This is a genomic window from Sorangium sp. So ce119 (genome assembly GCF_051524405.1).
Lineage (GTDB): Bacteria > Myxococcota_A > Polyangia > Polyangiales > Polyangiaceae > Sorangium > Sorangium cellulosum_G.
Map to the genome: position 1 here is coordinate 3,801,917 of NZ_CP150310.1, position 23,554 is coordinate 3,825,470.

18 protein-coding genes are annotated in these 23,554 nt (G+C 73.4%); 10 read left to right on the forward strand and 8 right to left on the reverse strand.

Going from position 1 to position 23,554, the window contains the following annotated elements; translation table 11 throughout:
- Positions 1–81: 81 nt before the first annotated feature.
- Both WME76_RS14220 and WME76_RS14225 read right to left on the reverse strand, forming a co-directional pair.
- Entirely contained in the window at positions 82–1,302 is a 1,221-nt protein-coding gene (locus WME76_RS14220; RefSeq protein WP_437960667.1) for an Rpn family recombination-promoting nuclease/putative transposase, read from the reverse strand.
- 229 nt (positions 1,303–1,531) lie between these two features.
- Positions 1,532–1,948: a CBS domain-containing protein gene (locus WME76_RS14225; RefSeq protein WP_437960668.1), complete on the reverse strand. Its 417-nt coding sequence runs from the start codon at positions 1,946–1,948 to the stop codon at positions 1,532–1,534.
- A gap of 722 nt (positions 1,949–2,670) precedes the next feature.
- Between WME76_RS14225 and WME76_RS14230 the strand changes: the two genes are divergently transcribed.
- The 4 genes from WME76_RS14230 to WME76_RS14245 all read left to right on the forward strand — a co-directional run bounded on the left by WME76_RS14230 (position 2,671) and on the right by WME76_RS14245 (position 10,089).
- Positions 2,671–3,498 carry a hypothetical protein gene (locus tag WME76_RS14230; RefSeq protein WP_437960669.1) on the forward strand — a complete coding sequence of 276 codons (828 nt, stop codon included), beginning with the start codon at positions 2,671–2,673 and terminating at the stop codon, positions 3,496–3,498.
- 1 nt (position 3,499) lies between these two features.
- On the forward strand, positions 3,500–7,771 hold the full coding sequence (locus WME76_RS14235; RefSeq protein ID WP_437960670.1) for a serine/threonine-protein kinase: 4,272 nt from the start codon (positions 3,500–3,502) through the stop codon (positions 7,769–7,771).
- A 368-nt stretch (positions 7,772–8,139) separates the two neighbouring features.
- Entirely contained in the window at positions 8,140–9,039 is a 900-nt protein-coding gene (locus WME76_RS14240; protein WP_437962113.1) for a lipase family alpha/beta hydrolase, read from the forward strand.
- A gap of 15 nt (positions 9,040–9,054) precedes the next feature.
- Positions 9,055–10,089 (forward strand): lipase secretion chaperone, encoded by a 1,035-nt coding sequence (locus tag WME76_RS14245; RefSeq protein WP_437960671.1) that lies wholly within the window; start codon positions 9,055–9,057, stop codon positions 10,087–10,089.
- 12 nt (positions 10,090–10,101) lie between these two features.
- Here WME76_RS14245 and WME76_RS14250 read toward each other — a convergent pair whose 3' ends face one another.
- Positions 10,102–10,749, reverse strand: coding sequence for a hypothetical protein (locus tag WME76_RS14250; protein WP_437960672.1), 648 nt, complete (start codon positions 10,747–10,749; stop codon positions 10,102–10,104).
- Between the two features lie 203 nt (positions 10,750–10,952).
- Between WME76_RS14250 and WME76_RS14255 the strand changes: the two genes are divergently transcribed.
- From WME76_RS14255 to WME76_RS14265, 3 genes are all read left to right on the forward strand, one after another.
- Entirely contained in the window at positions 10,953–12,500 is a 1,548-nt protein-coding gene (locus WME76_RS14255; RefSeq protein ID WP_437960673.1) for a DUF1592 domain-containing protein, read from the forward strand.
- Positions 12,501–12,561: 61 nt separating this feature from the next.
- Positions 12,562–14,127: a DUF1552 domain-containing protein gene (locus WME76_RS14260; protein WP_437960674.1), complete on the forward strand. Its 1,566-nt coding sequence runs from the start codon at positions 12,562–12,564 to the stop codon at positions 14,125–14,127.
- Positions 14,128–14,333: 206 nt separating this feature from the next.
- Entirely contained in the window at positions 14,334–14,840 is a 507-nt protein-coding gene (locus WME76_RS14265) for a hypothetical protein (RefSeq protein WP_437960675.1), read from the forward strand.
- A 24-nt stretch (positions 14,841–14,864) separates the two neighbouring features.
- On the opposite strand, the gene WME76_RS14270 is transcribed toward WME76_RS14265, so the two are convergent.
- Positions 14,865–16,418 carry a GMC family oxidoreductase gene (locus tag WME76_RS14270; RefSeq protein ID WP_437960676.1) on the reverse strand — a complete coding sequence of 518 codons (1,554 nt, stop codon included), beginning with the start codon at positions 16,416–16,418 and terminating at the stop codon, positions 14,865–14,867.
- Between the two features lie 160 nt (positions 16,419–16,578).
- Here WME76_RS14270 and WME76_RS14275 point away from each other — a divergent pair, with 160 nt between their 5' ends.
- The 3 genes from WME76_RS14275 (at position 16,579) to WME76_RS14285 (ending at position 19,756) form a co-directional block, all read left to right on the forward strand.
- Complete coding sequence (locus WME76_RS14275) at positions 16,579–16,923, forward strand: molybdopterin oxidoreductase (RefSeq protein ID WP_437291322.1); 345 nt, start codon at positions 16,579–16,581, stop codon at positions 16,921–16,923.
- Positions 16,924–17,152: 229 nt separating this feature from the next.
- Entirely contained in the window at positions 17,153–19,021 is a 1,869-nt protein-coding gene (locus WME76_RS14280) for a protein kinase domain-containing protein (protein WP_437960677.1), read from the forward strand.
- Positions 19,022–19,192: 171 nt separating this feature from the next.
- Complete coding sequence (locus WME76_RS14285) at positions 19,193–19,756, forward strand: hypothetical protein (RefSeq protein WP_437960678.1); 564 nt, start codon at positions 19,193–19,195, stop codon at positions 19,754–19,756.
- A gap of 36 nt (positions 19,757–19,792) precedes the next feature.
- Here the strand turns inward: WME76_RS14285 and WME76_RS14290 are convergent, their stop codons facing one another.
- The 4 genes from WME76_RS14290 to WME76_RS14305 form a co-directional block, all read right to left on the reverse strand.
- The gene (locus tag WME76_RS14290; RefSeq protein ID WP_437291325.1) at positions 19,793–20,179 is read right to left on the reverse strand and encodes an AgmX/PglI C-terminal domain-containing protein; all 387 of its coding nucleotides are present in this window, start codon (positions 20,177–20,179) and stop codon (positions 19,793–19,795) included.
- A 51-nt stretch (positions 20,180–20,230) separates the two neighbouring features.
- Positions 20,231–20,872 carry an OmpA family protein gene (locus WME76_RS14295; protein ID WP_437960679.1) on the reverse strand — a complete coding sequence of 214 codons (642 nt, stop codon included), beginning with the start codon at positions 20,870–20,872 and terminating at the stop codon, positions 20,231–20,233.
- Between the two features lie 444 nt (positions 20,873–21,316).
- Positions 21,317–21,700, reverse strand: coding sequence for a hypothetical protein (locus tag WME76_RS14300; protein ID WP_437960680.1), 384 nt, complete (start codon positions 21,698–21,700; stop codon positions 21,317–21,319).
- Between the two features lie 64 nt (positions 21,701–21,764).
- Positions 21,765–23,471, reverse strand: a complete 1,707-nt coding sequence (locus WME76_RS14305; RefSeq protein WP_437960681.1) for an amidohydrolase — start codon at positions 23,469–23,471, stop codon at positions 21,765–21,767.
- Positions 23,472–23,554 lie beyond the last annotated feature (83 nt).

Here is a 23,554-nt window from a genome sequence, read left to right on the forward strand (position 1 = left end):
GTGACACGACGTGTGTCCCGATGTTTACAGGAGGGCCTGCGAACCTGAGGGGGCATCAGGCGACGGCGTGGCATCGTCCCGTCAGGTACGCCGGGCGCGCCTGCGCGCCGGGGGGCGCCGCGCCGGTGAGGCGCGCTGGTCCTCGTCGCCGAGCACGTCGTCCGGTGTCGGCGCCGTGAGCACCCGCGCCGTCCACGTGACGAGCGTCGCCTCGTCCGCGGTGAGGATGCGGGCGCTCACCTCGGCCGGCAACGCGCCGAACCGGGTCGTGAGCAGCTCCAGCAGCGTCTGCGCGCGCCCCTGCACTCGCCCCTGCGCGCGCCCTTGGGCGCGCCCCCTGCGCTCGCCCCTACGCTCGATCTCGTCCAGCTCCGTCACGATGGCCTCCTGGGCCCGTGGGCCCACCGCCTTCTCCAAGATCCTGCCGATCGTCTGCACATTCAAGCGCTCGTGCGTGGCCACAAGGTAGCGCAGGAGCGCCTCCAGCGCAGCGAGGCCGCTCGGCGCCCGGAGCACCTCGTCCAGCGCCGCCGCGATGCGCCCGATCTCCCGCTCCAGCCGCGCGTCGTCGCCGGACACGGACAGGCACCACAGCACCACCTTTCCCAGCGCCGTCAGCGCCTCCTCCACCACGTCGCCGGCCCGCCCGCCGCTGACGTCCACGAGGAGCAACTCGAAGCAGGGAATGTGCGGCAGGAGCGCCGCCCGCTCCGGCCCCGTGGCCGCGACGATGTCCTGGAAGGCCCTGGCCGCCGTCCACCCCGTATCGCTGTGGTGGATCAGCACCGGCATGATCGGCGGCAGCTCCGTCAGCCCCGGCCGATCGCGGGTGATCCGCTCCCACAGGCGCATCATGTAGAGGCCCATTCGGAAGACCATCAGCGCCTCGACGTCGCGCTGATGCTCGACGATCACATAGAAGTAGATGCGCCCCGCGCCCATGCGGGCCGAGAGCACCAGGTCGCTGTGGCGGCTGCGCAACGCGCGGTCCACGAAGCTGCCCTTCTCGATGCGCAGCGTGCTCCAGCGCACGGCCGCGACCACCGGCCGCGGCAGCGCGGCCTTGAGCAGGCCAAGGGCGTGCTCGCGCTGAGAGAAAGTCCACTGGAACAGCGCATCGTGGGGGGAGGTCAACGCACGTTCGCGCGGCGACTTCGGCATGAAGCAACCCTCGTTGACCGAGGCGCGAAAGGCAAGTCTGCGGCAGGAAATGCGATGCGCGTGCGAACGGTCGAGCCGTTCAGAGTGGCATTGCGCGAGATCCGATGATCTCGTTTCGCGATCCGGTATCGCCGCGCTCATCGCGCGGATTCGGTCGCTCATCTCTCCCCATTACGAACAAGCCTTTCGCGGCATCACACAAAAGCGACCGCTGCCGCAGATCGTACCCCGGTGAGCCACGACGACCTCCGGCCGAACCTCACGCCACGTCCTCGCGCGCGACCCCACGCGCGACGGCGCCCGCTCCCGTGGCCTCAACGGCGCATCGGGATCGCTGGCGCGGCGAGACCCGCTCTCGACGCCCCTCGCCTCAGGCCGGGTCGGGCGGGATCGGCAGCACGCGCTCGACGAGGTAGCGCAGGATGTCCTGGGGCGTGATGATCCCGACGAGCCGTCCGTTGCGCACGACCGGCAGATGGTGAATCTGGTTCTCGCGCAGCAACGTCATCACGTCGTCGGTGGGCATGAACTCGTCCACGGAGATGGGCGGGGTGCTCATCACGTCCGCGGCCGTCATGCCCTCGTACTCCGCGCGCAGGAGCGCGCCCAGGAGATCCGTCTCGCTCACGAACCCGACGACGCGGTGGCCTTGGTCGATGACCGGCGCGCCGCTCAGGTTCTCGTTGGCGAAGAGCTGCAACATGTCGGTGACCGGCGTGCCCTGCTCCAGCGCGATCACGCGCTCGGTCATCAGATTGCGCGCATGCCCCTTCATGGTGTGCGCCATGTAATGATCGAGCCGCCGCGGCGTCAAGGGCGCACCGACGCGACGCGCCGAGCAGTCCGTCCGTCAGCAGGCGCGGCGCGCGGCAGGTCTACATGAAGATACGCAGGCGGCTGTCAGGCCCCACCGGACGCGTTCGGCCGCGCGCCGCACAGACCCCCTCACGGCGCTCAGGGGTTCGAGGAGCAGACGGACTCGTCGTCTTCCTCCTGTACCTCCCGGCATCTCTATCTCCTCCCACGGCGCCGGTCCCGGCAGCCGACAGGAAGGCGGGGTGCACGACGGCGCCGCCGAGCGCTCCGGCAACCCCCGCGTGACGCGCGCGCCCTCCGGACACCTCCCGGCAGGAAGGTGCGTGTCCGCGTCAGGACTTCACCTCACCCACATCGCTCCTCCGTCCCCGGTGCGGGCGTCGTCGACCATGGCGCCGTGGACAGAGCGGGTGTGTCGCAACGACAGAGCGATCGCCGCTCGACACAAAAAAAGAACCTGTTGCGTGCGCGTCGCTCTTTGCCAGTCGGGTTATCAGTGACATCTTACCATTTGTCGCTGTAGCGAAGATGGCCTGCTCCGCCGCGCCGGCCCGTAGACGTCTTCGCGGACCGTGCAGTTGAACCAAGATGTACGCACCGACCGTCGAGGCGCGCCCCTGTGGCGCCTCGGCGCCGGTCGTTTCGGGCGCTCACGGGTCAACGCCCGTGGGCGCCCAGGGGGGCACTTCATCCATGGAGCATTCGCCGAAGCTCGCCGCATTCGTCCTGGCCATCACCGCCCTCTCCGCGAGCGCGTGCGTGGCCTCGCTCGATCCGGAAGCCCCGGCAGAGGACGCGGAGGACACCGCGTCGCAGGCCGTCCGGACGCACAACGCGCTGACGTCGAACGCGCTGACGTCGAACGCGCTGACGGCCGACGTCATGACGTCGAGCGCGCTGACGTCGAGCGCGCTCACCGACGAGGCGCTCTCGGCGAGCGCGCTCACCGTCGAGGCGCTCCGCGACCCGGCGGCGCGCACCCTGCTGAAGTACATCGCGAGCTGCGCGCTGCCCGCAGGCGAGCGCCTCACCGTCGCGGTCGACGGCGTCAGGCTCTCCTTCCCGGGAGAGCTCGGCCTCGCGCCGGCCTGGGGACAGGAGGGCGGCTCGTGCGACGGCGCGTGCCGGAGCTGGGTCAGCGGCTGCGTCCTCGCGCGCGTCAACTACCTGGGCCAGAAGGTGAACATCTCCGTGCGCGGAGACCGCGAGGAGCTCGAGGCCGACAAAGCCGAGCGCGCCGCGTTCCCCACGCGAGAGGCGACGTACTACGGCGACATCTTCGCGGAGCAGCCCGTCTACCAGGCCTGCCTCCCGCCCGGGGCCTCCGCCATCCCCCGCGTCTGCGGGCCCTCGATCGAGGCGTGCGCCATCGACATTGCCGGCCCGTGCGACGCGCTGTGCGATGAGCCGACCGACGACGGCAGCTTCCCGAACTGCCGCAGCGCGGTCCGCCGCCCCTCGGGCAAGCTCGCCGCCGGGAAAACGCCGCACGCCGGCTCGGTCACCGTCTTCGTGCGCTGACGTGGGCTACGCGGAGGTCATCGCGGGGCGCTTCGTCGTCGAAGGAGAGGCCGCCTCCGGAGGGATGGGCACCGTCTACAGGGCGCACGACCGCGTCGGCGGCGCGGCCGTCGCCCTCAAGATCGTCCGCCTGAGGAGCGCGATCCAGATCGAGCGGTTCGAGCGGGAGGCCGCGCTCCTCGCCGCGCTCGTCCACCCTGGCATCGTGCGCTACGTCGCGCACGGGAGCACGCCGGCAGGCGACCGCTACCTCGCCATGGAGTGGCTCGAGGGCGAGGACCTCGCCGCCCGCCTCGCGCGCCGCTTCCTGCCCGCGAGCGAGGGGCTCTCGCTCGTGCGCCGCGCCGCCGACGCCCTCGCGTTCGCGCACGCGCGCGGCATCGTCCACCGCGACATCAAGCCGGGCAACCTGTTCCTCCCCGGCGGGGACGCCGCGCGGGTCAAGCTCGTCGACTTCGGCATCGCGCGGCCCAGCGCCGAGGCGGGGCGCGTCACCGTCACCGGGGGCGTCCTCGGCACCCCCGGGTACATGGCCCCGGAGCAGATCGAGGCCAGAACCGCGCCCGATCCGCGCAGCGACGTGTTCTCCCTCGGGTGCGTCCTGTTCGAGTGCCTCACCGGCCGCCCCGCCTTCGCAGGAGCGAGCCCCATGGCCGCGCTCAGCGACCTGCTCCTCAAGGAGCCGCCCCGCCTCCGCGACCTCCGCGCGGACGCGCCCGCGCCGCTCGATCAGCTCGTCGCGCGCATGCTGTCCAGGGCGCCCGGCGAGCGACCGCGCGACGCCGCCGAGGTCGCGGCCGAGCTCGACCGGATCGTGGCGCTGGACGGCGCGTGGACCGCGCCCCCGGACGCGCCGACGCTCTCCGGGAGCGTGCCCCCGGACGCGCCCGCCCTCGCGGACGGCGCGGGCCCGCCGGCGCGCGGCGCCGCCTCCGGCGAGCGCGTCGCGCTCACCCTGGGCGAGCAGCGCCTCGTGAGCCTGATCTTCCTCGGCGAGGCCGACCACGCGCCGGCCCAGGCGCCGCGGTCGTCCGCGCGGGCCGCCCTGCAGGCCGCGGACCTCCAGGGGGCCCCGCCGCCCAGCGCGCCCGGATCGCGGCCGCCCGCGTCGAGCGGGCGCGCCGCGGAGATCCGCGCGCTGGTCGAGCTCCACGGCGGCCGCCTCACGCAGCTCGCGCCGGGCGCGCAGCTCGTCATGATGTCCGGCCCCGGCAGCGCCGTGGACCGCGCCGAGCGCGCCGCCCAGTGCGCGCTGGCCCTCCGCGCCGAGCTGCCGGGCGCGGCGCTCTGCGTGATCACCGGGCGGGGCGTCCTCTCGGCGGGGCTCGTCGAGGGCGACGTCATCGATCGCGGCGTCGCCGAGCTCCGCGCCGCGCTCGACGCGCGGGAGGCGCGCGCCGTCCGCCTCGACCGCGCGACCGCCGACATGCTCGGGCCGCGCTTCGTCATCGCTCGCGTCGCACGCGCCCAGCGCGACGCACGCACCGCGCGCGGCGACGACGACGACCCCCGCGCGCCCGACGAGGCGCTCGTCCTGTCCGGCGAGCGCGCCGTCGACGAGGTCGCCCCCGCGCTGCTCGGGAAGCGCACGCCGTGCGTCGGCCGCGCCCGCGAGCTCTCGATGCTCCACGGCGTGCTCTCCGGCTGCATCTCCGAGTCGCTCGCGAGCGCGGTGCTCGTCCTCGGGCCGCCCGGCGCCGGCAAGTCCCGGCTCCGCCTGGAGCTGTTCGCGGCGCTGCGGCGGCAGGACCAGCCGATCGAGATCTTCTGGGGCCGCGCCGACTCGGGATCGGCAGGCTCGCCGTTCGGCATGATCGCCGACGTCCTCTGCCGGGCCGCCGGCCTGCGCGAGCGCGACCCGACGCGCGCGCGGCACCGCAAGCTGAAGCAGCGGCTCGGGCGCCACCTCGGCGGCCCGGAGCTCGAGCGCGCGGCCGCGTTCCTCGGCGAGGTCGCCCGCGCGCCGTCGCCCGAGCACGCGCGCCTCCTGCGGGCGGCGCGCCAGAGCGCCGCCGGCATGAGCGACGGCGTGCGCGCCGCGTGGGAGGACTGGCTCGCGGCCGAGTGCGCGGCGCGCCCGGTGCTCGTCGCGCTCGAGGACCTGCACTGGGGAGACGCCGCCACCGTGCGCCTGCTCGACGCGACCCTGCGCAACCTCCGCGAGCTGCCGCTCATGCTGCTCGCGCTCGCGCGCCCCGACGTCCACCGGCAGTTCCCGAGCCTGTGGGCCGAGCGCGAGGTGCAGACGATCAAGCTCGGCCCGCTGCCGCGCCGCGCGGGCGCGGAGCTCGTGCGCGCCGCCCTCGGCGCGGCGGTGCCGGAGGGCGTGACGGCGCACCTCGTCGAGCGCGCCGGCGGCAACCCGTTCTATCTCGAGGAGCTCATCCGGGCGGTCGCGAGCGGCAACGGGGAGGTCCTGCCCGACTCGGTGCTCGGCACGGTCGAGGCGCGGCTCGACGCCGAGGGCAACGAGGGCAAGCGCGTGCTCCGGGCGGCCAGCATCTTCGGCGATCGCTTCTCGAAGCGCGGCGTCGCGGCGCTGCTCGGCGGCGAGGAGCGCCTCAACGACGTGGAGGCGTGGCTCTCGGCGCTCGCGGAGCGCGAGCTCGTCGCGCCGGTCGGCCTGCCCGCCGGCCTCGGCGACGCCGCCGACTACGTCTTCCGCCACACGCTCGTCCGCGAGGCCGCCTACGCCATGCTGACCGAGCGCGATCGCGCCCTCGGCCACCGCCTCGCGGCCGCGTGGCTCGAGCGGAGCGCGTCGGCCGACCCGCGGGTCGTGGCCGAGCACTTCCGGCGCGGCGGCGAGCCCGACCGCGCCGTGCGCTGGTACCGGCGCGCGGCCGAGCAGTCGCTCGAGGCGAACGACCTGCGCGCCGCGATCGAGCGCGCCGCGTGCGGCGAGGCGTGCGGCGCGGCGGGCGAGGACCTCGGCGCGCTCCGGCTGGTCGCGGCCGAGGCCAACATCTGGGAGGGCGACCTCGCCGCCGCCGAGGGGCTCGGCGCGTCGGCGGCCGAGCTGCTCCCGGCCGGCTCGCCCGGGTGGTTCCGGGCGATCACCCAGGTCGCCGCCGCCGCCGGGAAGCTCGGCGCGGTGGACCGCGTGGCGCGGTGGGCCGCCGTCGCCGAGGGCCTGTCCGCGGCGCGCGACGGGGGCGCGGCGCCGCCGCCCGAAAGCGGCGTCGCGACGCCCTCCAGCGCCTCGGCGACGCCGCCGTCCAGCTGGGCCGTGGCGCCGCCCTCCAGCGCATCGGCGACGCCGCCGTCCAGCGGGGCCGGCCTTCGCCGCGCCCGGATCGCGTGCCTCTGCGAGTGCGGCGCGCAGCTCGTGTTCGGCGGCCGCTACGCCGAGGCCGACGCGCTGCTCGCGCGCGTCGACGAGGACCTCCGCGCGCCCCCGCCGCCGGACGCCGAGCTCGTCGCCATGGCGCAGCAGCTCCGCGCGATCCGCGCCTCGGCCGGCGGTGATCCGGAGGCGTGCCTCGAGGGGCTGGAGGCGGCGCTCGCGGCCTTCGAGCAGGCCGGGGACCGGCGCAGCGCGTGCGTGATCGGCGCGAACCTCGGCTTCATCTACGCCGAGCTCGGCGAGCTCTCTGCGGCCGAGTCCGTGCTGCGCGCCGCCCTCGAGGCCGCCGACCGGCTGGGGCTGCGCGAGCTCGCGACCGTGGCGATGCACAACCTCGGCCACGTGCTCGGGCAGCTCGGCAAGCTCGACGAGGCGCAGCTCGTCGAGCGGCGCGCGGTGGAGGCGTTCCAGCAGCGGGGCGACCTCCGCATGGAGGGCGTGGCGCGGACCTACCTCGCGAAGATCGCGCTGCTCTCGGGCGACGCCGCGACCGCCGAGCGGGAGGCGCTCGCGGCCGAGGCGGCGCTGCACGTGGCCCCGCGGCTGCGCGCGCCCGCCGTGGCGGTGCGCGCGCGCGCGCTGCTCGCGGCGGGCGACGTCGCGGCGGCGCTCGGCGCCGCGCGGGCGGCGTTCGGCGAGCTCGCCGCGCTCGGGTCCCTCGAGGAAGGCGAGTCGCTCGTGCGGCTCGCGTACGCCGAGGCGCTCGCGGCGTCCGGCGCCCACCGAGAAGCGGCGGCGGTGTTCGCGGAGGCGAGGGAGAGCCTGCTCGCGCGCGCCGACCGGATCGCCGACCCCCGGCGGCGCGAGCGGTTCCTGACCGCGGTGCCGGAGAACGCGCGCGTCGTCCGGGGCGGCGCCGCGGCGACGGACGACGGCGCCATGCAGGCGGGCGAAGGGAGCCCTCCGCGCGCAGCACAGGCGTCCTAGCCCCCAGGAGCCCGCCGCCGCGCTGATGGTCTGTCGCCTCGCCTGGACCGACGCGATACGTGAGAGGGAGGACACGTGTCTGCCGATTGTCCAGGGTGGGGGAGTTGCTTGTCGCGCTGAGAGCCTGTGAGTTCTGCTTGATTCGAATTAAAAAAATACTCTATCAGAGGTGACAGGTGATCAGACGAGCTCATTCCAGCAACTCAAGCGCTGTACTACCTCCCACCGTCACACCCGCTCGAAATCGAGAGAGAGTCGAGAGAAAACGAGGGACCGGGCGTCGATTGCGGATTGACGCATTGCGCTGTGCGGCAGGGGCGCTCGTGGCGCTGCTCTCGCAAGGATGCATTGCGTCGACGGACGAGCCGGTGGAGGCGGAGGGCGCCGAGATCGGCGAGGGCGCGCTGGCGTTGGAGAGCTACGCGCAGACGCGGTATCCGATCGTGCTCTGTCACGGAATGGCGGGCTTCAAGGCCATGTTCGGTGTGGTCGACTACTTCGGCGGGGTCGCGTCGACGCTGCGCTCCGGCGGAGCGGAGGTGTACGCCACGGCGGTGCCCCAGTTCGACAGCACGGAGGCGCGTGGGGAGGCGCTGCTCGCGCAGGTCGAGGACATCGTGGCGCGCACCGGGAGCGGGAAGGTCAACCTGATCGGGCACAGCCATGGAGGGCTCGACGTCCGGTATGTCGCCGCGGTGCGGCCCGATCTCGTCGCGTCGATCACCACCATCGGCTCGCCGCACCAGGGGGCCGAGCTCGCCAGCTATCTCCAGGAGAACCTTCGTGACGGCGGGGTCGCGCAGGGGGCCCTCTCGTTCCTGGCCAACAGCCTCGGCACGGTGCTCAGCCTGCTCAGCGGGCGCTCGACGCCTCAGGACTCGATCGCCGCCGTGAGGTCGCTCTCCGCCGAGGGGATGCGCGCGTTCAACGCGCGTTATCCGGCCGGGCTGCCCGCCAGCCGGTGCGGGCAGGGCGCCGGCGAGGAGAACGGCGTGCGCTTCTTCTCGTGGTCGGGGACAGGGATCCTCACCAGCGTCGTCGATCCGACCGACCTGACGCTCGGCCTCATCTCGAAGCTGTATTCGGAGTCGAACGACGGGATGGTGGGCAGGTGCAGCTCCCACTTCGGAGAGGTGATTCGCGACGATTACGGGATGAACCACCTCGACGAGGTCAATCAGCTCTTCGGATTCATCAACCTGTCTGGCCCGAACCCGAAGTCCGTGTTCCGGTCGCACGCGAGCCGGCTCAAGAACGCCGGCCTCTGAGCCGCGGAGGGCGTCATGGAGCGTCGTGGGAAGAGGAGGCTCGCCGCGGCGATGGCGCTCGCCGCGCTGATCGGCGCGGGGTGGCTCGCCGCGGGCGAGCGGCAGCGGCCGGCGCCCGCCGCCCGGTCGAGCGGGGCGGCCGCGTCCTCCCGGCGCAAGGGCGTGGTGCCGGCGCTGTCGGTGTCGCCGGCCCCCGCGCGCGTCCAGCGGGCGCTGGCGGTGTCGCCCGCGGCGCCGGAGGCGGCGCCCGCGCCGCCCTCGCTCCGCGGCGCGGACGTCGACGGCGCGGTGATCGTCGACCCGCGCGGCGACCTCGTCATCGGCCCCGAGATCCTCGCGCTGTTCGACCACTTCCTCAGCGCCACCGGCGAGGAACCGGCGGCGGTGATCAGGGCCCGCATCGTCGCGGCGATCCGGGAGCGGGCCGAGGGGAGGGCGGCGGATCAGGCGATCGCGCTGCTCGACCGGTACCTCGGCTACCGCGAGGCGGCCAGCGCGGAGCTCGTCGCGCCGGAGGCCGATCCGGCGGCGCGGCTCGCCGCGCTGCGCGAGATCCGGCGCGCGCACTTCGGCGAGGCGGCCGCGGCGCGGCTCTTCGGCGACGAGGAGCGGGAGGGGGAGGCGGCGATCGCGCAGGCCCGCATCCTCGCGGACGCGACCCTCTCGCCCGACGAGCGCGACGCGCGGATCGCGGAGGTCGAGGCGACGCTCCCCGAGGACATCCGCGAGGCGCGGGAGGCGGCGGTGCGCCCGCTCGTGCAGCAGGCCGAGGAGCAGGCGCTCCGGGAGGCGGGCGCCTCGGACGAGGCGCTCCACGCGCACCGGGTCGCGACCGTGGGCGCCGAGGCGGCGGACCGGCTCGCGGCGCTCGACCGGCAGCGGGCGGCGTGGCAGCAGCGCGTCGACGCCTTCGCCGGCGCGCGCGCCTCGATCGAGGCGACCGTGGCCGATCCGGAGGCGCGGCGCGAGGCCGAGGAGGCGCTGCTCGCGGGCGCGTTCACGCCCGAGGAGCGGCTGCGGGTGCGGGCGATCCTGGGCCTACCGCCGTGACGAGGGGCGCGGCTACATCGCGCCGTGGATCGAGAGGCCGAGTCCGTCGGGGCTGACGAGCGGGGCTGCGCCTATCTGGAGCACGCGGCCGTGCTGCATCGGCACGCGCACCCGCGCCGGCATGGCGATGCCGCCGAGCAGCATTCCGAGGCCGACGGCCTGCCCGACGCCGAGGACGGAGAGGCCGATCGCGCCAGCCGCAGAGGGATTCGCGGTGCCGAGGTGGATCCAGGGGCCGGCGAGGGGGATCATCAGCGAGGCGGGGCTGGGCGCGCGCTGATGGCGGCGCGGGGCGAGATAGCAAGCGTACTTGGTGCATTGCGTTCCCAGCCGGGACTGCGGCTTCTCCAGGGAGAGGCCGGCGGCGGCGATCGCGGACGCGGTCCAGAAGCCGCCCAGGGTCGACGCGCCCGCGACGATCCAGCGCCGCTTCTGGGGGTTCGCGGCGTACGTGGCGGGCGCGGACGGCTGCGTGGCCCGCTGCGGCCCGAGGCTGCCTTGCGCCGACGCCTGAGGCGAGATGGCCTGTGTCGCGCCGGCCGCGGAGGCGCTGGAGATGCCGAGACAGAGGCCGATCCCGAGGAGCCCGGCGAGCCCCTGGACGACGCCTCTCCCCCTTGTTGCCCCAAGGCCGTTTCTCCCCGTCTTCGAAGTCCGCATGATCCCCTCCCGGTGCCACAACGCGCACCTGCGCAGGAGAGAGCAAGCTCCGGGCCCCGGCGGAGATGGCTCCGTGGGGGAAACCCGAGCCGCGCTGGAGGGGGCGAGGTGCTTGACTTTCGAGAAGACCTATGGAGTTTCTCTCCCGGATGCACGCGCTCCATCGACTCGTGACACGGTGGCCACGCGCGCTCCGTTGTCTCATGAGCATCTCGTGCGCTGGCCTCCTCGGGTGCGACGACGCGCGAGAGCCAGCGCCGGTCGCCGCCGCGCCGGGCGGGATGCCGCTGCACCACATGACCGCGGCGGAGTACAACAGCACCGTCGCCCACCTCCTCGGGACGAGCCTGCGGCCGGCGGACGGCTTCCCGGCCTCGGGCGCGAAGGGCTTCGACGCGAACTCGAGCGCGCTCGCGAGCCTCCCGCAGGTCCTGTTCCAGGGGTACTACGACGCCGCGAGGAACCTCGCCGCCGACGCGTTCTCGAGCGAGGCGCAGCGCGCGAAGATCCTCGTGTGCGACCCGGCGCAGGCCGCGGACGCCGGGTGCGCGCGCGACATCATCGAGCGCTTCGGGCTGCGCGCCTTCCGGCGCCCGCTCGAGGCGGCGGAGGTCGAGCGCTACGTCGCGCAGTACACCCACGCGCGCGCCGCCCTCGAGATGCCCCCCGTCGAGGCGGTGCAGCACGTCGTCCGCACCCTGCTGACGTCCCCGCATTTCCTCCTCAGGATCGAGCTCGGCCCCGACTCGGCGCGCGCGCCGGGCGCCCTCAACGGCTTCGAGATCGCGTCGCGCCTCTCGTACCTGCTCTGGAGCTCGCTCCCGGACGAGGCGCTCTTCGACGCGGCGGGGCGCGACGAGCTGGCCACGGAAGACGAGCTCCTCCGGCAGGTCGATCGCATGCTGGCCGACCCGAAGAGCGCCGCGTTCTTCCAGAACTTCTTCGGGCAGTGGCTCGGGACCCGCACGCTCCCCAGCCACACCGTCGATGCCACGCTGTTCCCCCTCTGGAATCAGGAGCTCAAGGGCGCCATGATCGACCAGGCCAACGCGTTCTTCGCCGAGGTCACGACCGGCGAGCGCACCTGGGCCGAGCTCCTCACGGCGCCCCACCCGGACAGCCCGCTGATCGCCCCGCTCCTCGCGAACGATCCCGAGGGCGTGCGGCGCGGGTTCCTCACGCTCCCCGCGTTCCTCACGCTGTCGTCGCACGCGGATCGGACCTCGCCCACGTCCCGCGCCAAGACGATCCTGGCGCAGCTCTTCTGCGTGCCCATGGCGCCGCCCGCCAACATGGATATCCCGGAGCTGGGCGCCGCGGGCGGGGACTCGGTCCCCATCGACAACGTCCGGAAGAAGCTCGAGAAGCACCGCGAGTCCCCCGACTGCGCGAGCTGCCATGATCTGCTCGACCCGATCGGGCTGAGCCTGGAGAACTTCGACGCGATCGGCGCCTACCGCGCCGAGTACCCGAACGGCGACCCGATCGACGCGACAGGCGTGTACGACGGCGCGGCGTTCGAGGACGTCACCGGCCTCGTGCCGGCGCTCCAGGAAGCCGCCCGGACCGGGACATGCCCCACAGAGCAGCTCTTCGCCTACGCCCTGCGCCGGAGCCCGACGCGCGAGGACAGGCCCGAGATCGCGGAGATCACCGCGCGCTGGGGCGCCGGCACGGTCGCCGCGCTGGTGAAGCAGGTGGTGACGAGCGAGGCGTTCCGCCTCCGCCTCGCGAAGGGAAGGGCCCAGTGACGCGGCGACGGCTGTCCGCGTCGTCTCCGCGCCGCGCCGGGCGCGAAGGAGCGATGTGCACATGAAGCGGCGACTGTCGCGCAGGACCTTGCTGCGGGGCGCGGGCGTCTGCCTGGCGCTGCCGTGGCTCGAGAGCCTCGAGCCGCGCGGGGCGCGCGCGGGGGAGGCCGGCACCCCGAAGCGATTCCTGCTCTGCACCTTCCCGAACGGGGCGCCCCATCACTGGTGGGAGACGGCGCCGGCGTTCGGCAAGACGCTGGAGGGCGCCGACTTCAAGCTGCCGAGGGTGCTCGAGCACTTCGCGCCGGTGAAGTCGAAGATGCTCATGATCAGCCGCCTCGGCAACTACACGTGGAACAAGGAGCTCAGCCCCTACATCGAGCCTTCCCACTCGCGCCTCACGGCCGCGCTGTCGACCTGCGTGGACGCCGACGAGCTCGGGCGGGAGCTCGGCCAGGACCTCGGCGAGTGGGTGGGCAACGGCGTCTCGGTCGACCAGATCATCGCGCAGAAGGCGGGCCCGCTGCAGGCGACCCGCGTCCCATCGCTGCAGACGGGGCTCGGCGTCAAGCCCGGCTTCTTCGACGAGCGCAGCTACGCCTACAACCAGGCGATCTCCTGGAAGCGCCCGCGCGAGCCGCTGAAGCGCTCGGTGAACCCGAAGGCGGTGTTCGACGCGCTGGTCAACGCGGGCGCGGCGTACGCGGAGCCCGCGGCCGGGCAGACCGCCGCGCAGGCCAGGATCGAGGCCGAGCGCCGCGCGGCGACCGAGAAGAGCGTGATCGACGCCGTGCTCGCGGACGCGAGCTCGCTGATGAACCGGGTCGGCGCGGAAGATCGCCAGATCGTCCAGCAGTACCTCGACGCGCTGCGGGAGACCGAGAAGAACGTGACCCGCGTCCAGGCGACGATGACCGGCTGCAGCCCCGTCCGCGAGCCCGGGGTCGTCCCGGAGCCGCCGGGCCCGGAGGAGGGGCTGAACGAGAACGACAGCACCGAGGCCGGCGAGTACAGGCACGACGACCACGCCAATGTGATGATCGATCTGATCGTCATGGCCCTTCAATGCGACGTGACCCGCGTCGTCACCCACATGCTCGACGACTCGCGGTCCGAGTTCGAGTACCGGTGCATCCCGGAGGACGTCCGCGCGAAGGTGGGGCTCGAGTACAGGGCAGAGAGCAGCCTGCACTTCCACGCTTCCCAGCACCTCGCGGGCAACCTCGACCGCGCGACCGAGGACGGCAGATACAGGATCATCGAGGAGAGCAACCTCGATTTCGCGGCGATCAACTGCTGGCTCGGCCAGAAGACAGCGCAGCTCGCGCAGCGGCTCGACGCCATCCGCGAGGGCGACGGGACGGTGCTCGACCACTCCGTGATGGTGTACATGAGCGAGATGCGCACGCACGATCACGACGCGTACGACCTGCCCATCGTCCTCCTGGGCGGCGACGGCGTCTTCCTGAACGACGCGCACGTCGCCTACGATCCCGTCGGGAGCGACCGCCAGCTCCGCGATCTCTGGTTCACGATCATGAACCAGTACCACGGCCTCGGCGTCGCCTCGTTCGGCGACGATCGGCGCGGGGAGCCGAACGCGCTCCTCGAGGAGATCCTCCGGTAGCGGGCCTCGATCAGGTGAGAGCCGGCTCGCGGATACTCTGGGTTGCCCGCCCAGCCTGCGGGAAGATCAGCAGTGGACGAGCCAGGTCTGGTGTCCCCGCGTGATCGCGAGAGACGCGGGGCGAGCGAGCGCGGCCGCGATCGGGTGTTCCACGGCGCGCGGTCGCCGGTCCACGGATTGCTAGGGCGCGAGGCGGGAGGTTTCTCATGACGCAATCCGCCATCTATCCGAGCACCGAAGATATGCTGTCCCCCGAGGTCACCCGCCCCGGCACCGCCGCGCCGGCCGTCCAGGAGAACGCGGCGATCCCGTCGAAGCTGCTCTTCGGCGTCCTGCCCATCCGGCGCGTCGTCCCCCAGGACGTCCACTCCGTCCTCGACTACTCGAACGGCCTCATGGTCGCCATGGCCGGGCTCGCCTCCAACCGCCGTGAGGCAAAGATCGCCGGTGCGATCCTGGGCGCCTCGGTCATCTCCGTGTCGTTGCTCACCGACTACCGGCTCAGCCTGGCGAAGCTGATCCCGATCGAGGTGCATGAAGTGCTGGATTATGCGTGGAGCGCGTCGGTGATCGCGGCGCCGTTCGTGCTCGGGTACACGAAGCGCGCACCGCTCGCGGCGATGGTCCAGATTGCCACAGGGGCCGCCAACATCGTGGGATCGATGTTCACCGACTACCGCGCGGCGCGGGGGAGCATGCAGTCCGCCACGTAGGCGGCGTAGACCAACAGGCAGGCTCTACGCCGCCCCCTCGCGGAGCCACTCGCCGAACCGCTCGCCGATCATCAGCGCGGTGAGGTTCGTGTTCACGCTCGGGATGGTCGGCATGATGCTCGCGTCCGCGACGATCAGCCCCTCGACGCCGCGGACGCGCCCGCGCCCGTCGACCGCCGCCGCCGGGTCCCCCTCGGGCCCCATCGGGGCCGTCCCGCACGGGTGGTAGCCGGAGCCGCAGCTCCTGGTGATCCACCGCTCCAGCGCCTCGCGCCGCATCAGCGTGCGCTCCGTGGGCCAGAGGAACCAGCCGAGCTCGCGCATCGGCGCGGTGCGGGCGACCTCGTACGCGAGCTGCATCGCGTCGACCGCGCGCCCGAGGTCGTCGCGGTCGACGAGCATGTTCGAGACGATGCGGGGCCGCGCGTGCGGGTCCGCGCTGAGGTGCTCGATGCGGCCGACGCCGCGCGGCTTGCCGATGCAGCACGCGATGGCGAACGCCGGGATCGTGAGGCGCGGGTGCAGCGGGAAGAACGAGCCCGGCTGGAGCTGCATGTCGTTCGGGTACGCGCTGCCGCGCGACGTGTAGCGGAGCACCGTCTGGACGAGCGGCTGGCGCAGGACGTCGATCAGCCCGCGGCGGCGCGGCCACAGGCCGATGGCCGCCCCCGGGTGGTCGAGCAGCCGCGCCCCCACGGCCGGCACGTCGGACACGAGCGGCACGCCGAGGCGCGCGAGCTCGGCGCGCGGCCCGATCCCGCTGCGCAGCAGGATCCCCGGCGTCGCGATCGCGCCCGCGCTCAGCACCACCTTGCGCGTCGCGACCACCTCGACGCGCCCGTCCGTCTCGATCTCGACCCCCTCGACGCGGCGGTTGCGCACGAGCACCCGCCGCACCGTCGTGCGCGGCCGGAGCCGCAGGTTCTCCCGCCGGCGGACCTCGGCGGTCAGGTAGCAGCGCGCCGCGCTCATGCGCTGGCCGTCGATCTTGTTCATCGCGTGCGGCCCCACGCCCGCGGGCGCGCGCGGATCGTTCGTGTCCTCGCACGCGGGGTGGCCGAGCGCCCTGCACCCGTCCACGAACGCCGCTTGCCAGGGCACGAGCTCCTCGCGTCGGGCGCGGCGGATGGGCACCGGGCCGCCCTTGCCGTGCCAGGGCTCGCCGAAGTCGCGGTCGTCCTCGAGGCGCTTGAAGTAGGGCAGGCAGGCGTCGAAGCCCCACTCGGGCAGGCCGAGCGCGGCCCACTCGTCGTAATCGTACGGCTGGCCGCGGATCGCGATGCACGTGTTCACGGCCGACGAGCCGCCGACCACCTTGCCGCGCGGGAAGAGGAACATGATCTGCCCCGGGGTCGGCCGGTGGCGGTAGCCCCAGTCGTGCGCGAGCCACGAGTTGCGGGTGCCGTCCCGCAGGTCGGCGGGCAGGCGCTCGGGGTCCGGGTAGTCCGGGCCGGCCTCGAGCAGCAGGACCTCGCGATCCGCGCGCTCGGTGACGCGCGCGGCGATCACGGCCCCGGCCGAGCCGGCCCCGACAACGACGAGCTCTGCAGCGCTGTCCGGGCGGGACGAGGACGACAACGACGATCGCAACACCTTGGAAACACGACCTACACGGGATCGCGTCGCCCGGCAACGTGCCCTCGAAACCGTGCACGCCGTATCACTCCCGTGCCGTCGCAGAGCGCCGCGCGCGGCGCGCTCGGTGCGCGCTCGTCCGGTGATCGCCCGGGAGGTCCCATTGGAAACACCGAGGTTCATACAGGGGGTCTACGCGTTCGAGGGGCAGGGCCTGGAACGACCGGTCCCCCTCCGACCCGCGATCGGATACACCGTCCCGCGGGACAAGCGCGCGCAGCTCATCTACCTGCGGGCGGGCAACTCCAGCGCCGAGCTCATCTACCTGCTCCTCACGCGCGACGGCCACCCGATGCGTTATTTCCCTCTCGGCGCGAAGGCGGCGATCCACGTGCCGCTCGTCATCGTCGAGGACATCCACCCGGAGAGCGTGCTGGAGCTCTCCGTCGGCGCGCCCGAAGGCGTGCGCGGGCTCGCGACCCTCGACATCGGCCTGGCGGAGATCTGAGCCGTGAGCTCAACGTGGAGACGGAAGAGGCCCTGAGCGGCGGGCAGGGGCTCAAGACCTATCCTGTCCGGCTCAGCGCAACGAACCGGATCCTGGTCGAGATCGCGAAGGACGGGGGGCTGAGCGCTCCCGGCGCGCCGGGGGCTCCGTGGCGCCCCCTGGCGCGCGCGTCCGGGGGTACGCTACCGGGGCGCGATGCGCGGCATCGCCCGAAGGGTCCCCTCTCGCCATGTTCCACACCACGACAGCCGCACCGCTCGCTCCCGGCACGGTCCTCGGGGGCGACTTCCGCATCGTCCGGCCCCTGAGCCAGGGGGGCATGGGCGCCGTGCTCGTCGCCGAGCAGATCTCCACGGGCAAGCCGCGCGCGGTGAAGCTGATGCACGCGCAACTCGCGCAGGACCCGCACTTCCGCGAGCGCTTCGAGCGGGAGGCGAGGGTGGGGGCGCGCATCGAGAGCGACCACGTGGTCGAGGTGGTCGCCGCGGGCGTCGATCCGGCGACGCAGACGCCCTGGCTGGCGATGGAGCTGCTCGACGGGTCCGACCTCGCGGCGGTGGTGGCGCAGCGCGGCCCGCTGCCGCCCGACGAGGTGCGCGAGCTGATGGGGCAGCTCTGCCACGCGCTCGGGGCGGCCCACCGCGCTGGCGTCGTGCACCGCGACATCAAGCCCGAGAACGTCTTCATCGCGCGGCCGCGGCAGCAGAACGTCCGCTTCAAGGTGAAGGTGCTCGACTTCGGCGTCGCGAAGGTCGTGGCCGAGACGCGGGCCACCTCGTCGATGACCGCGTCGGTCGGGACGCCGCTCTGGATGGCGCCCGAGCAGACCGAGCTCGCCGCGCAGGTCACCCCGGCGTCGGACGTCTGGGCGCTCGGGCTGCTCGCCTTCTACCTGCTCACCGGGCGCCTCTACTGGGTCGAGCCGGTCCGCGGGCCGAGCGCCTCGGTCATGTCGCTGATGCGCGAGGTGCTGTTCAACCCGCTGGAGCCTCCGTCCGCCCGCGCCGCGCACCTCGGCTGCCCCCACGTCATCCCCGCCGGCTTCGACGCCTGGTTCGCCCGGTGCGTCGCCCGCGACGCCCGCGCGCGCTTCCCCGACGCGGCGCAGGCGATGGCGGCGCTCGACCCCGTGCTCGCCGCGGCCGCGCACGGGCCCACGGGCTCGCACCGGCCCCCGGCGCCGCCGCCCGGCCAGCTCACGCCGGCTCCGCCGGCCTACCCGGGGCCGACCCATCCGCCGATCGCCCGCACCGAGGTCGGCGGCATGGCCGGCGGCACCTCCGCGCTGGTCCCGGTCCCGGCGCGTCGCAGCGCGCCCCTGGGCCTCGTGCTCGCGATCGTCGTCGGCGGGCTGCTCGCCGTCGCCGCCGCCGTGATCGGCGGTCTCGTGATCTTCCAGCGCATGAGCGCGGCCGAGGGCACCGTCACAGCGCCGCTCGTGCCGTCGTACGGGAGCGCCGGCGCGGCCACCGGCAGCGCGCCGACGCCGCTCGGGCCATCCGGCGCTGCGGCGAGCAGCGCTCTCGACCTGGCCGGCACGTACGACATCACGTCGTCGAGAAACCCGGGCGGGCAGGGCAGCTACGCGGGCAACGTCCTCCTGTCGAGGAGCGGGGACACGTACCGGATCGCCTGGATCATCACGAAGGGCGCCGGGTACGAGGGGATCGCGTTCGTGCAGGGGCAGACCCTCGCCGTCGGCTGGGCGAGCGGCGGCCCGTACGGCGCGGCCGCCTACCGCATCGACGGCGACCGCCTGCGCGGGCAGTGGATCTCGACGGATCGGCCTGGCCAGATCGAGGTCGAGACGCTGCAGGGGCCCGAGGGCCTGACCGGCAGCTATCGTATCGTGGAGGGCCCCCGGAAAGGGACGGTCGTCATCGCGCCGGCGGGCGACACGTATGCGGTGACCTGGACGCTGAGCACCGGCACGCTGAAGGGGGTGGGCCTCCGCTCGGGCGACCAGCTCGTCGTGGGCTGGTCGCCGGGCCAGCCGGTCGGCGTGGTGAGCTATGCGATCGAGGGCAGGCAGCTCGCGGGGCGGTGGGCCAGCCTGGGCAGCACGCAGGCAGGGGCCGAGGCGCTGCTGCGGCGGTGATCCCGAGAGGCGTTGGCGCGCAACAGCGTGACACGCGTGCCATGGGTCGCTCCGGCGCGCGTGAAGCAAGTCCCCTGGAGAGCCGATCTCTTGCGTCCGCGCAGGTGGCCTGCCCATTGCTACGCCTTCGCCTCGAACCACGGCGCTTCCGCCGGAGAGAGGATGCCCCCCATGACTCGATCTCTTTCTTGCCTCGTTCGACTCGGACCCTGCGCGCGCAATGCCGTCGCGCTCGTCGCCGTGCTGGCCACGAGCGCCGCCGCGTACGGCTGCGTCACGCTGGGTTGCACGGAGGTAGGTTGCGACGACAACTTCTCCATCATCACCACGACGGCGGACAAGACCTGGGCAGCGGGAGAGTACGCCCTGGAGATCTCGGTGGACGGAGACGAGGTGTCGTGCTCCTACACCTGGACGAACACGCCCCAGCCCGGCGGAGGCGGCGTGTTCGTCCAGTGCGGCGAGGCGGTCACTGTCTCGATCAATGCGGCGATGCGATGCACGGTGACGACGAACGGCGACGCCATCTCGCAGTCCTGCACCCCGATCCCCGGCCAGTCCGTCCAGGGGATCACGGTTCGCGGCACGCCGGCGCGCGTCGACGTCGTGCTGCGGCGGGACGGCGACGTCGTCGGAGAGCGGAGCTTCACCCCCAGGTACCAGGTCTCGTACCCGAACGGCGAAGCGTGCGGGCCTGAGTGCCGGGGGGACGCGCAGGAGTGGGAGCTCCCGTAGCCGCGTCCTCCGGCGACCGGCCGCTCGACGTCTCGGCTACGCCTTCGGGGCCCGGGGAGTGAACTCCCAGACGAACTTCCCCTTGCCCTTGTTCTCATCCGCCGGCGTCAGGACGAGCCCGTCGATCGACTCCACGACGCACTTCGACACCTCCTTCGAGGCGGTGGTGCCCTCCTCGTCGACGACGATGTCCGTGAGGCGGCCGCTGTCCTCGAGCACGAGGAAGGTGATGGTGACCTTGCCCTCGGCGCCGGGATTCCGGGCGAGCTCCGCGTCGTAGCACGCCCGGATCTGCTCCTCCCGCGTCGCGAGCAGCGCGGCCGTGTCGTCCCGGTACATCTCCGGGCTCCGCAGGGCGAAGGAGCACCCCGCGGACGCGCTCGACGAGGCCACCAGGACAATTCCGAAGAGCCATTGCTTCATGCGCGCCTCCTTGCCGGGAGCAGCATTCGTGGTTCGACCCAGGACCAGCATCTACTGCTCTCCCCCCGCGGCCTTCGCGGCGTCCTGCTCGACGATGTTGAACTCGACCCTGCGGTTCTTCTCACGCCCCTCTTCCGACTCGTTGTCCGCGATGGGCTTGGTCTCGCCGTAGCCCTTGGCGGTGAGCATGCCCTGAGGGATCCCGTGCTGGACGAGGTACTCCATCACGGCCTTGGCGCGACGATCCGAGAGCTTCAGGTTGTGGTCATCCGCTCCATCGGAGCTCGCGTGCCCCTCGATGGCGATCTTCTTGATATGCGGGTGCTTCTTGATCGTGTCGACGACCTCGTTGAGCAGGCTGTGCGACTCCGTCCGGATCGCCGCCTTGTCGTGCTCGAAGAGGATCTTCTCGTTGATGACGATCTGTTTCTCCGTGACCTCCACGCGCTTCTTCTCGGGCGGAGGAGGCGGCGGGGGCGGCGCGGGCGGCTGGCCCACGATCGTGAACGCCCGTCCCCCTTCGAACGCGGTGACGCCGCCGCAGGCCGCCGCGCCGAGGCTCACGCCCACGAGCAAGGCGAGGGCGAGTCGAGGCGAGAGGCCCGTGGGTCGCCGCGACACGCGATGGGCGCCGGGCCAGGAGCGAGGGCCGGGACGGCGCCTCGCGCTTCGGTTGTCGAAGAGTTCGTTCATGGTCGAGACTCCATGGGCCGCTGTCACGGGCCCAGGTCGCTGGGTGGCGCGCTCAGCGCGAGCACGACGATTCCCCCCGAACCGGGTGGGGTCGGCTCGCAGGCGAGCTCCATGCCGCGCACCCTAGCCCAGAACGTGCGCGGCGAGCTAGCCTGGAGTTTCACCAAAATGGCCCCACGCCGCGGCGCCCGCGGCACCATCGCTGGCCCCGGTCCCAGCGCGGGGAGGGGCTTCGCGGCTCCGCAGCGCGAGCCCCTCCGAACCAGGCGCACAAATTTCGTGCGACGGATGCGACGGGCGGCCGGCGACGCTCTCTGGATGGATGCGCCGATGAGCTCCGCGCGCTCCGGCGGCTGCGGCGCTGAACCGCGGGGCTCGCGCAGCGCCCGGCGCCGGCGCGAACCCCGAGCCGCCCCGATCGCCGCGGGCACGCCTGAACACCGCTCACCGCGGGCCGAACCTCACGTCGAGGTCCGGGTACTTGCGGGCGAGGTACTCCAGGGCCAGCCACGTGTGACAGTGCCGAACGTCGGGCTGGCGCGCCGTGGGGCAGTTGCAGCCAAGGAAGACGTCGCCTTGCCGGGCCTCCTGCGCCAGCTCCTCGAAGCGCCCTGCTTGCTCCGCAAACCGCTCATCGAGCACCGCGATGTACGCGGCGCGAAACCGCTTGAAGCCTGCTTGCGAGGGGTCGGTCAGGAACTCTTCGACGATCTCCGGAGTGGGCCTCAGGATGTGGTGCGTGTGTTTGCGCGTGTCGTACCGCTTGCCTTCCGGCAGCGGATCGCCCTCCGGACGGTGTCCGCGAACGATCTGGTAGCGTGCCAGCATGCGCTCATTCCTCCTTTCGTCTGCGTGGACTTGACCTGTCATGGCGGTTCGGACGAGGCGCCGCTCACCGCGGCGCCGGCGCGCGCGCCACGCGGCCGCCCACGACCACCATCTCGATCGGCGTGTCGACGAGCGAGCGATCGGGCGAGAGATCGCGGCCGAGGACCGTCAGATCGGCCACGTAGCCAGGCGCGATCCGGCCCCGCTGGCCCTCGGCCCAGGCCGCGTACGCCGGCGCCGCGGTGAAGGCCAGGAGCGCCTCGTCGAGGTCGAGCCGCTCTTCAGGCATCCACCCGCCCGGGGGCTGGCCCGAGAGGTCCTGCCGGGTCACCGCCGCGTGGATGCCGAGCAGCGGCGAGGGCTCCTCCACCGGGAAATCCGAGCCGAACACGAGGCGCGCGCCCGACGCGCGCAGCGACCGCCAGGCGTACGCGCCCCTCAGGCGCTGGGCGCCGAGCCGCGCGGGCGCCCACGCCATGTCGCTCGTCGCGTGCGTCGGCTGCATCGAGGCGATCGCGCCGAGCGCCGAGAAGCGCGGCAGATCGTCGGGCGAGAGGATCTGCGCGTGCTCCACCCGGAACCGCAGCGCCGCCGCCCGCCCCGGGCCGAGCGCCTCGAACGCGTCGAGCACGGCGCGGTTGGCGCGGTCGCCGATCGCGTGCACCGCGAGCTGGAAGCCCGCGTCCGCGACGAGCCGCGCCGCGCGCGCGAGCGCCTCGCGATCCATGAGCAGCAGCCCGCTCGTCGAGGGCTCGTCCGCGTACGGCTCGAGGAGCGCCGCGCCGCGCGAGCCGAGCGCGCCGTCGGCGAAGAGCTTGACCCCGCGCAGCACGAACATCGCCGTGCCCGTCGCGTCCACGTCGGGCGCGCGCCCCTTCAGCCCCTCGAGCCTCCCTTCGCCCGCGAGGTACGCGTGGACGCGGATCGGCAGCCGCCCGGCGGCGGCGAGCGCGCGGTAGACCGCCACGGTCCCGTCGTCGATGCCCATCTCGTGCACGCCCGTGAGCCCGACCGAGAGCGCCTCCTCGGCCGCGCGCAGGATGCGCCGCTCGCGCACGGCGGGCGGGTCGGCCGGGATCCTCGCCTCGACGAGGCCCATCGCGTTGTCGACGAAGACGCCCGTCGGCTCGCCCGCCGCGTCGCGCAGGACGCGACCGCCCGGCGGATCCTGCGTGCCCCTGCCGACCCCGGCCGCGCGCATCGCCGCCGCGTTCGCCCAGAGCGCGTGCCCGTCGACGCGGCGGAGCGCCACCGGGTGCTCCGGCGCCGCCGCGTCGAGGGGGGCGTGCGTGGGGAACGCGGCGCCCGGCCAGAGGTTCTGGTCCCAGCCGCGCCCGGTGATCCACTCGCCCCGCGGGCGGGCCTTCGCCGCCTCGGCCACGCGCGCCGCCGCCGCCTCGGCGCTCCTCGTGCCGCGTACGCTCAGCGTCTCCAGCGCGACGCCGAGCCCGTAGAGATGGGCATGCCCGTCGACGAGGCCGGGCACGATCGCGCGCCCCGGCAGCTCCACGACGCGCGTCCCCGGCCCGACGAAGGCCTTCGTGTCGGACGCGCTGCCCACGAAGACGATCCGCTCGCCGCGCACGGCGACCGCCTCCGCGCGCGGCTTCCCGGGGTCCATCGTCCGGACGACGCCGGCCGTGATCACGAGATCTGCGGGCGTCGAGGGCGTCGAGGCCGCCGCCGTCGCGGCGGGCGGACCCGGGGAGGCACAGCCGAGGGCGAGGCTGCCGACGAGGCTCAGGAGCGTCGCCCGGAGCGCGTTCGACATGAGCGCCACCCTAGCACCCGCGCGGGGCGCGCAACGGCGGCCAGGGCGCCGGCCTCACCTCGGCCGAACCAGCGCCGCAGGAC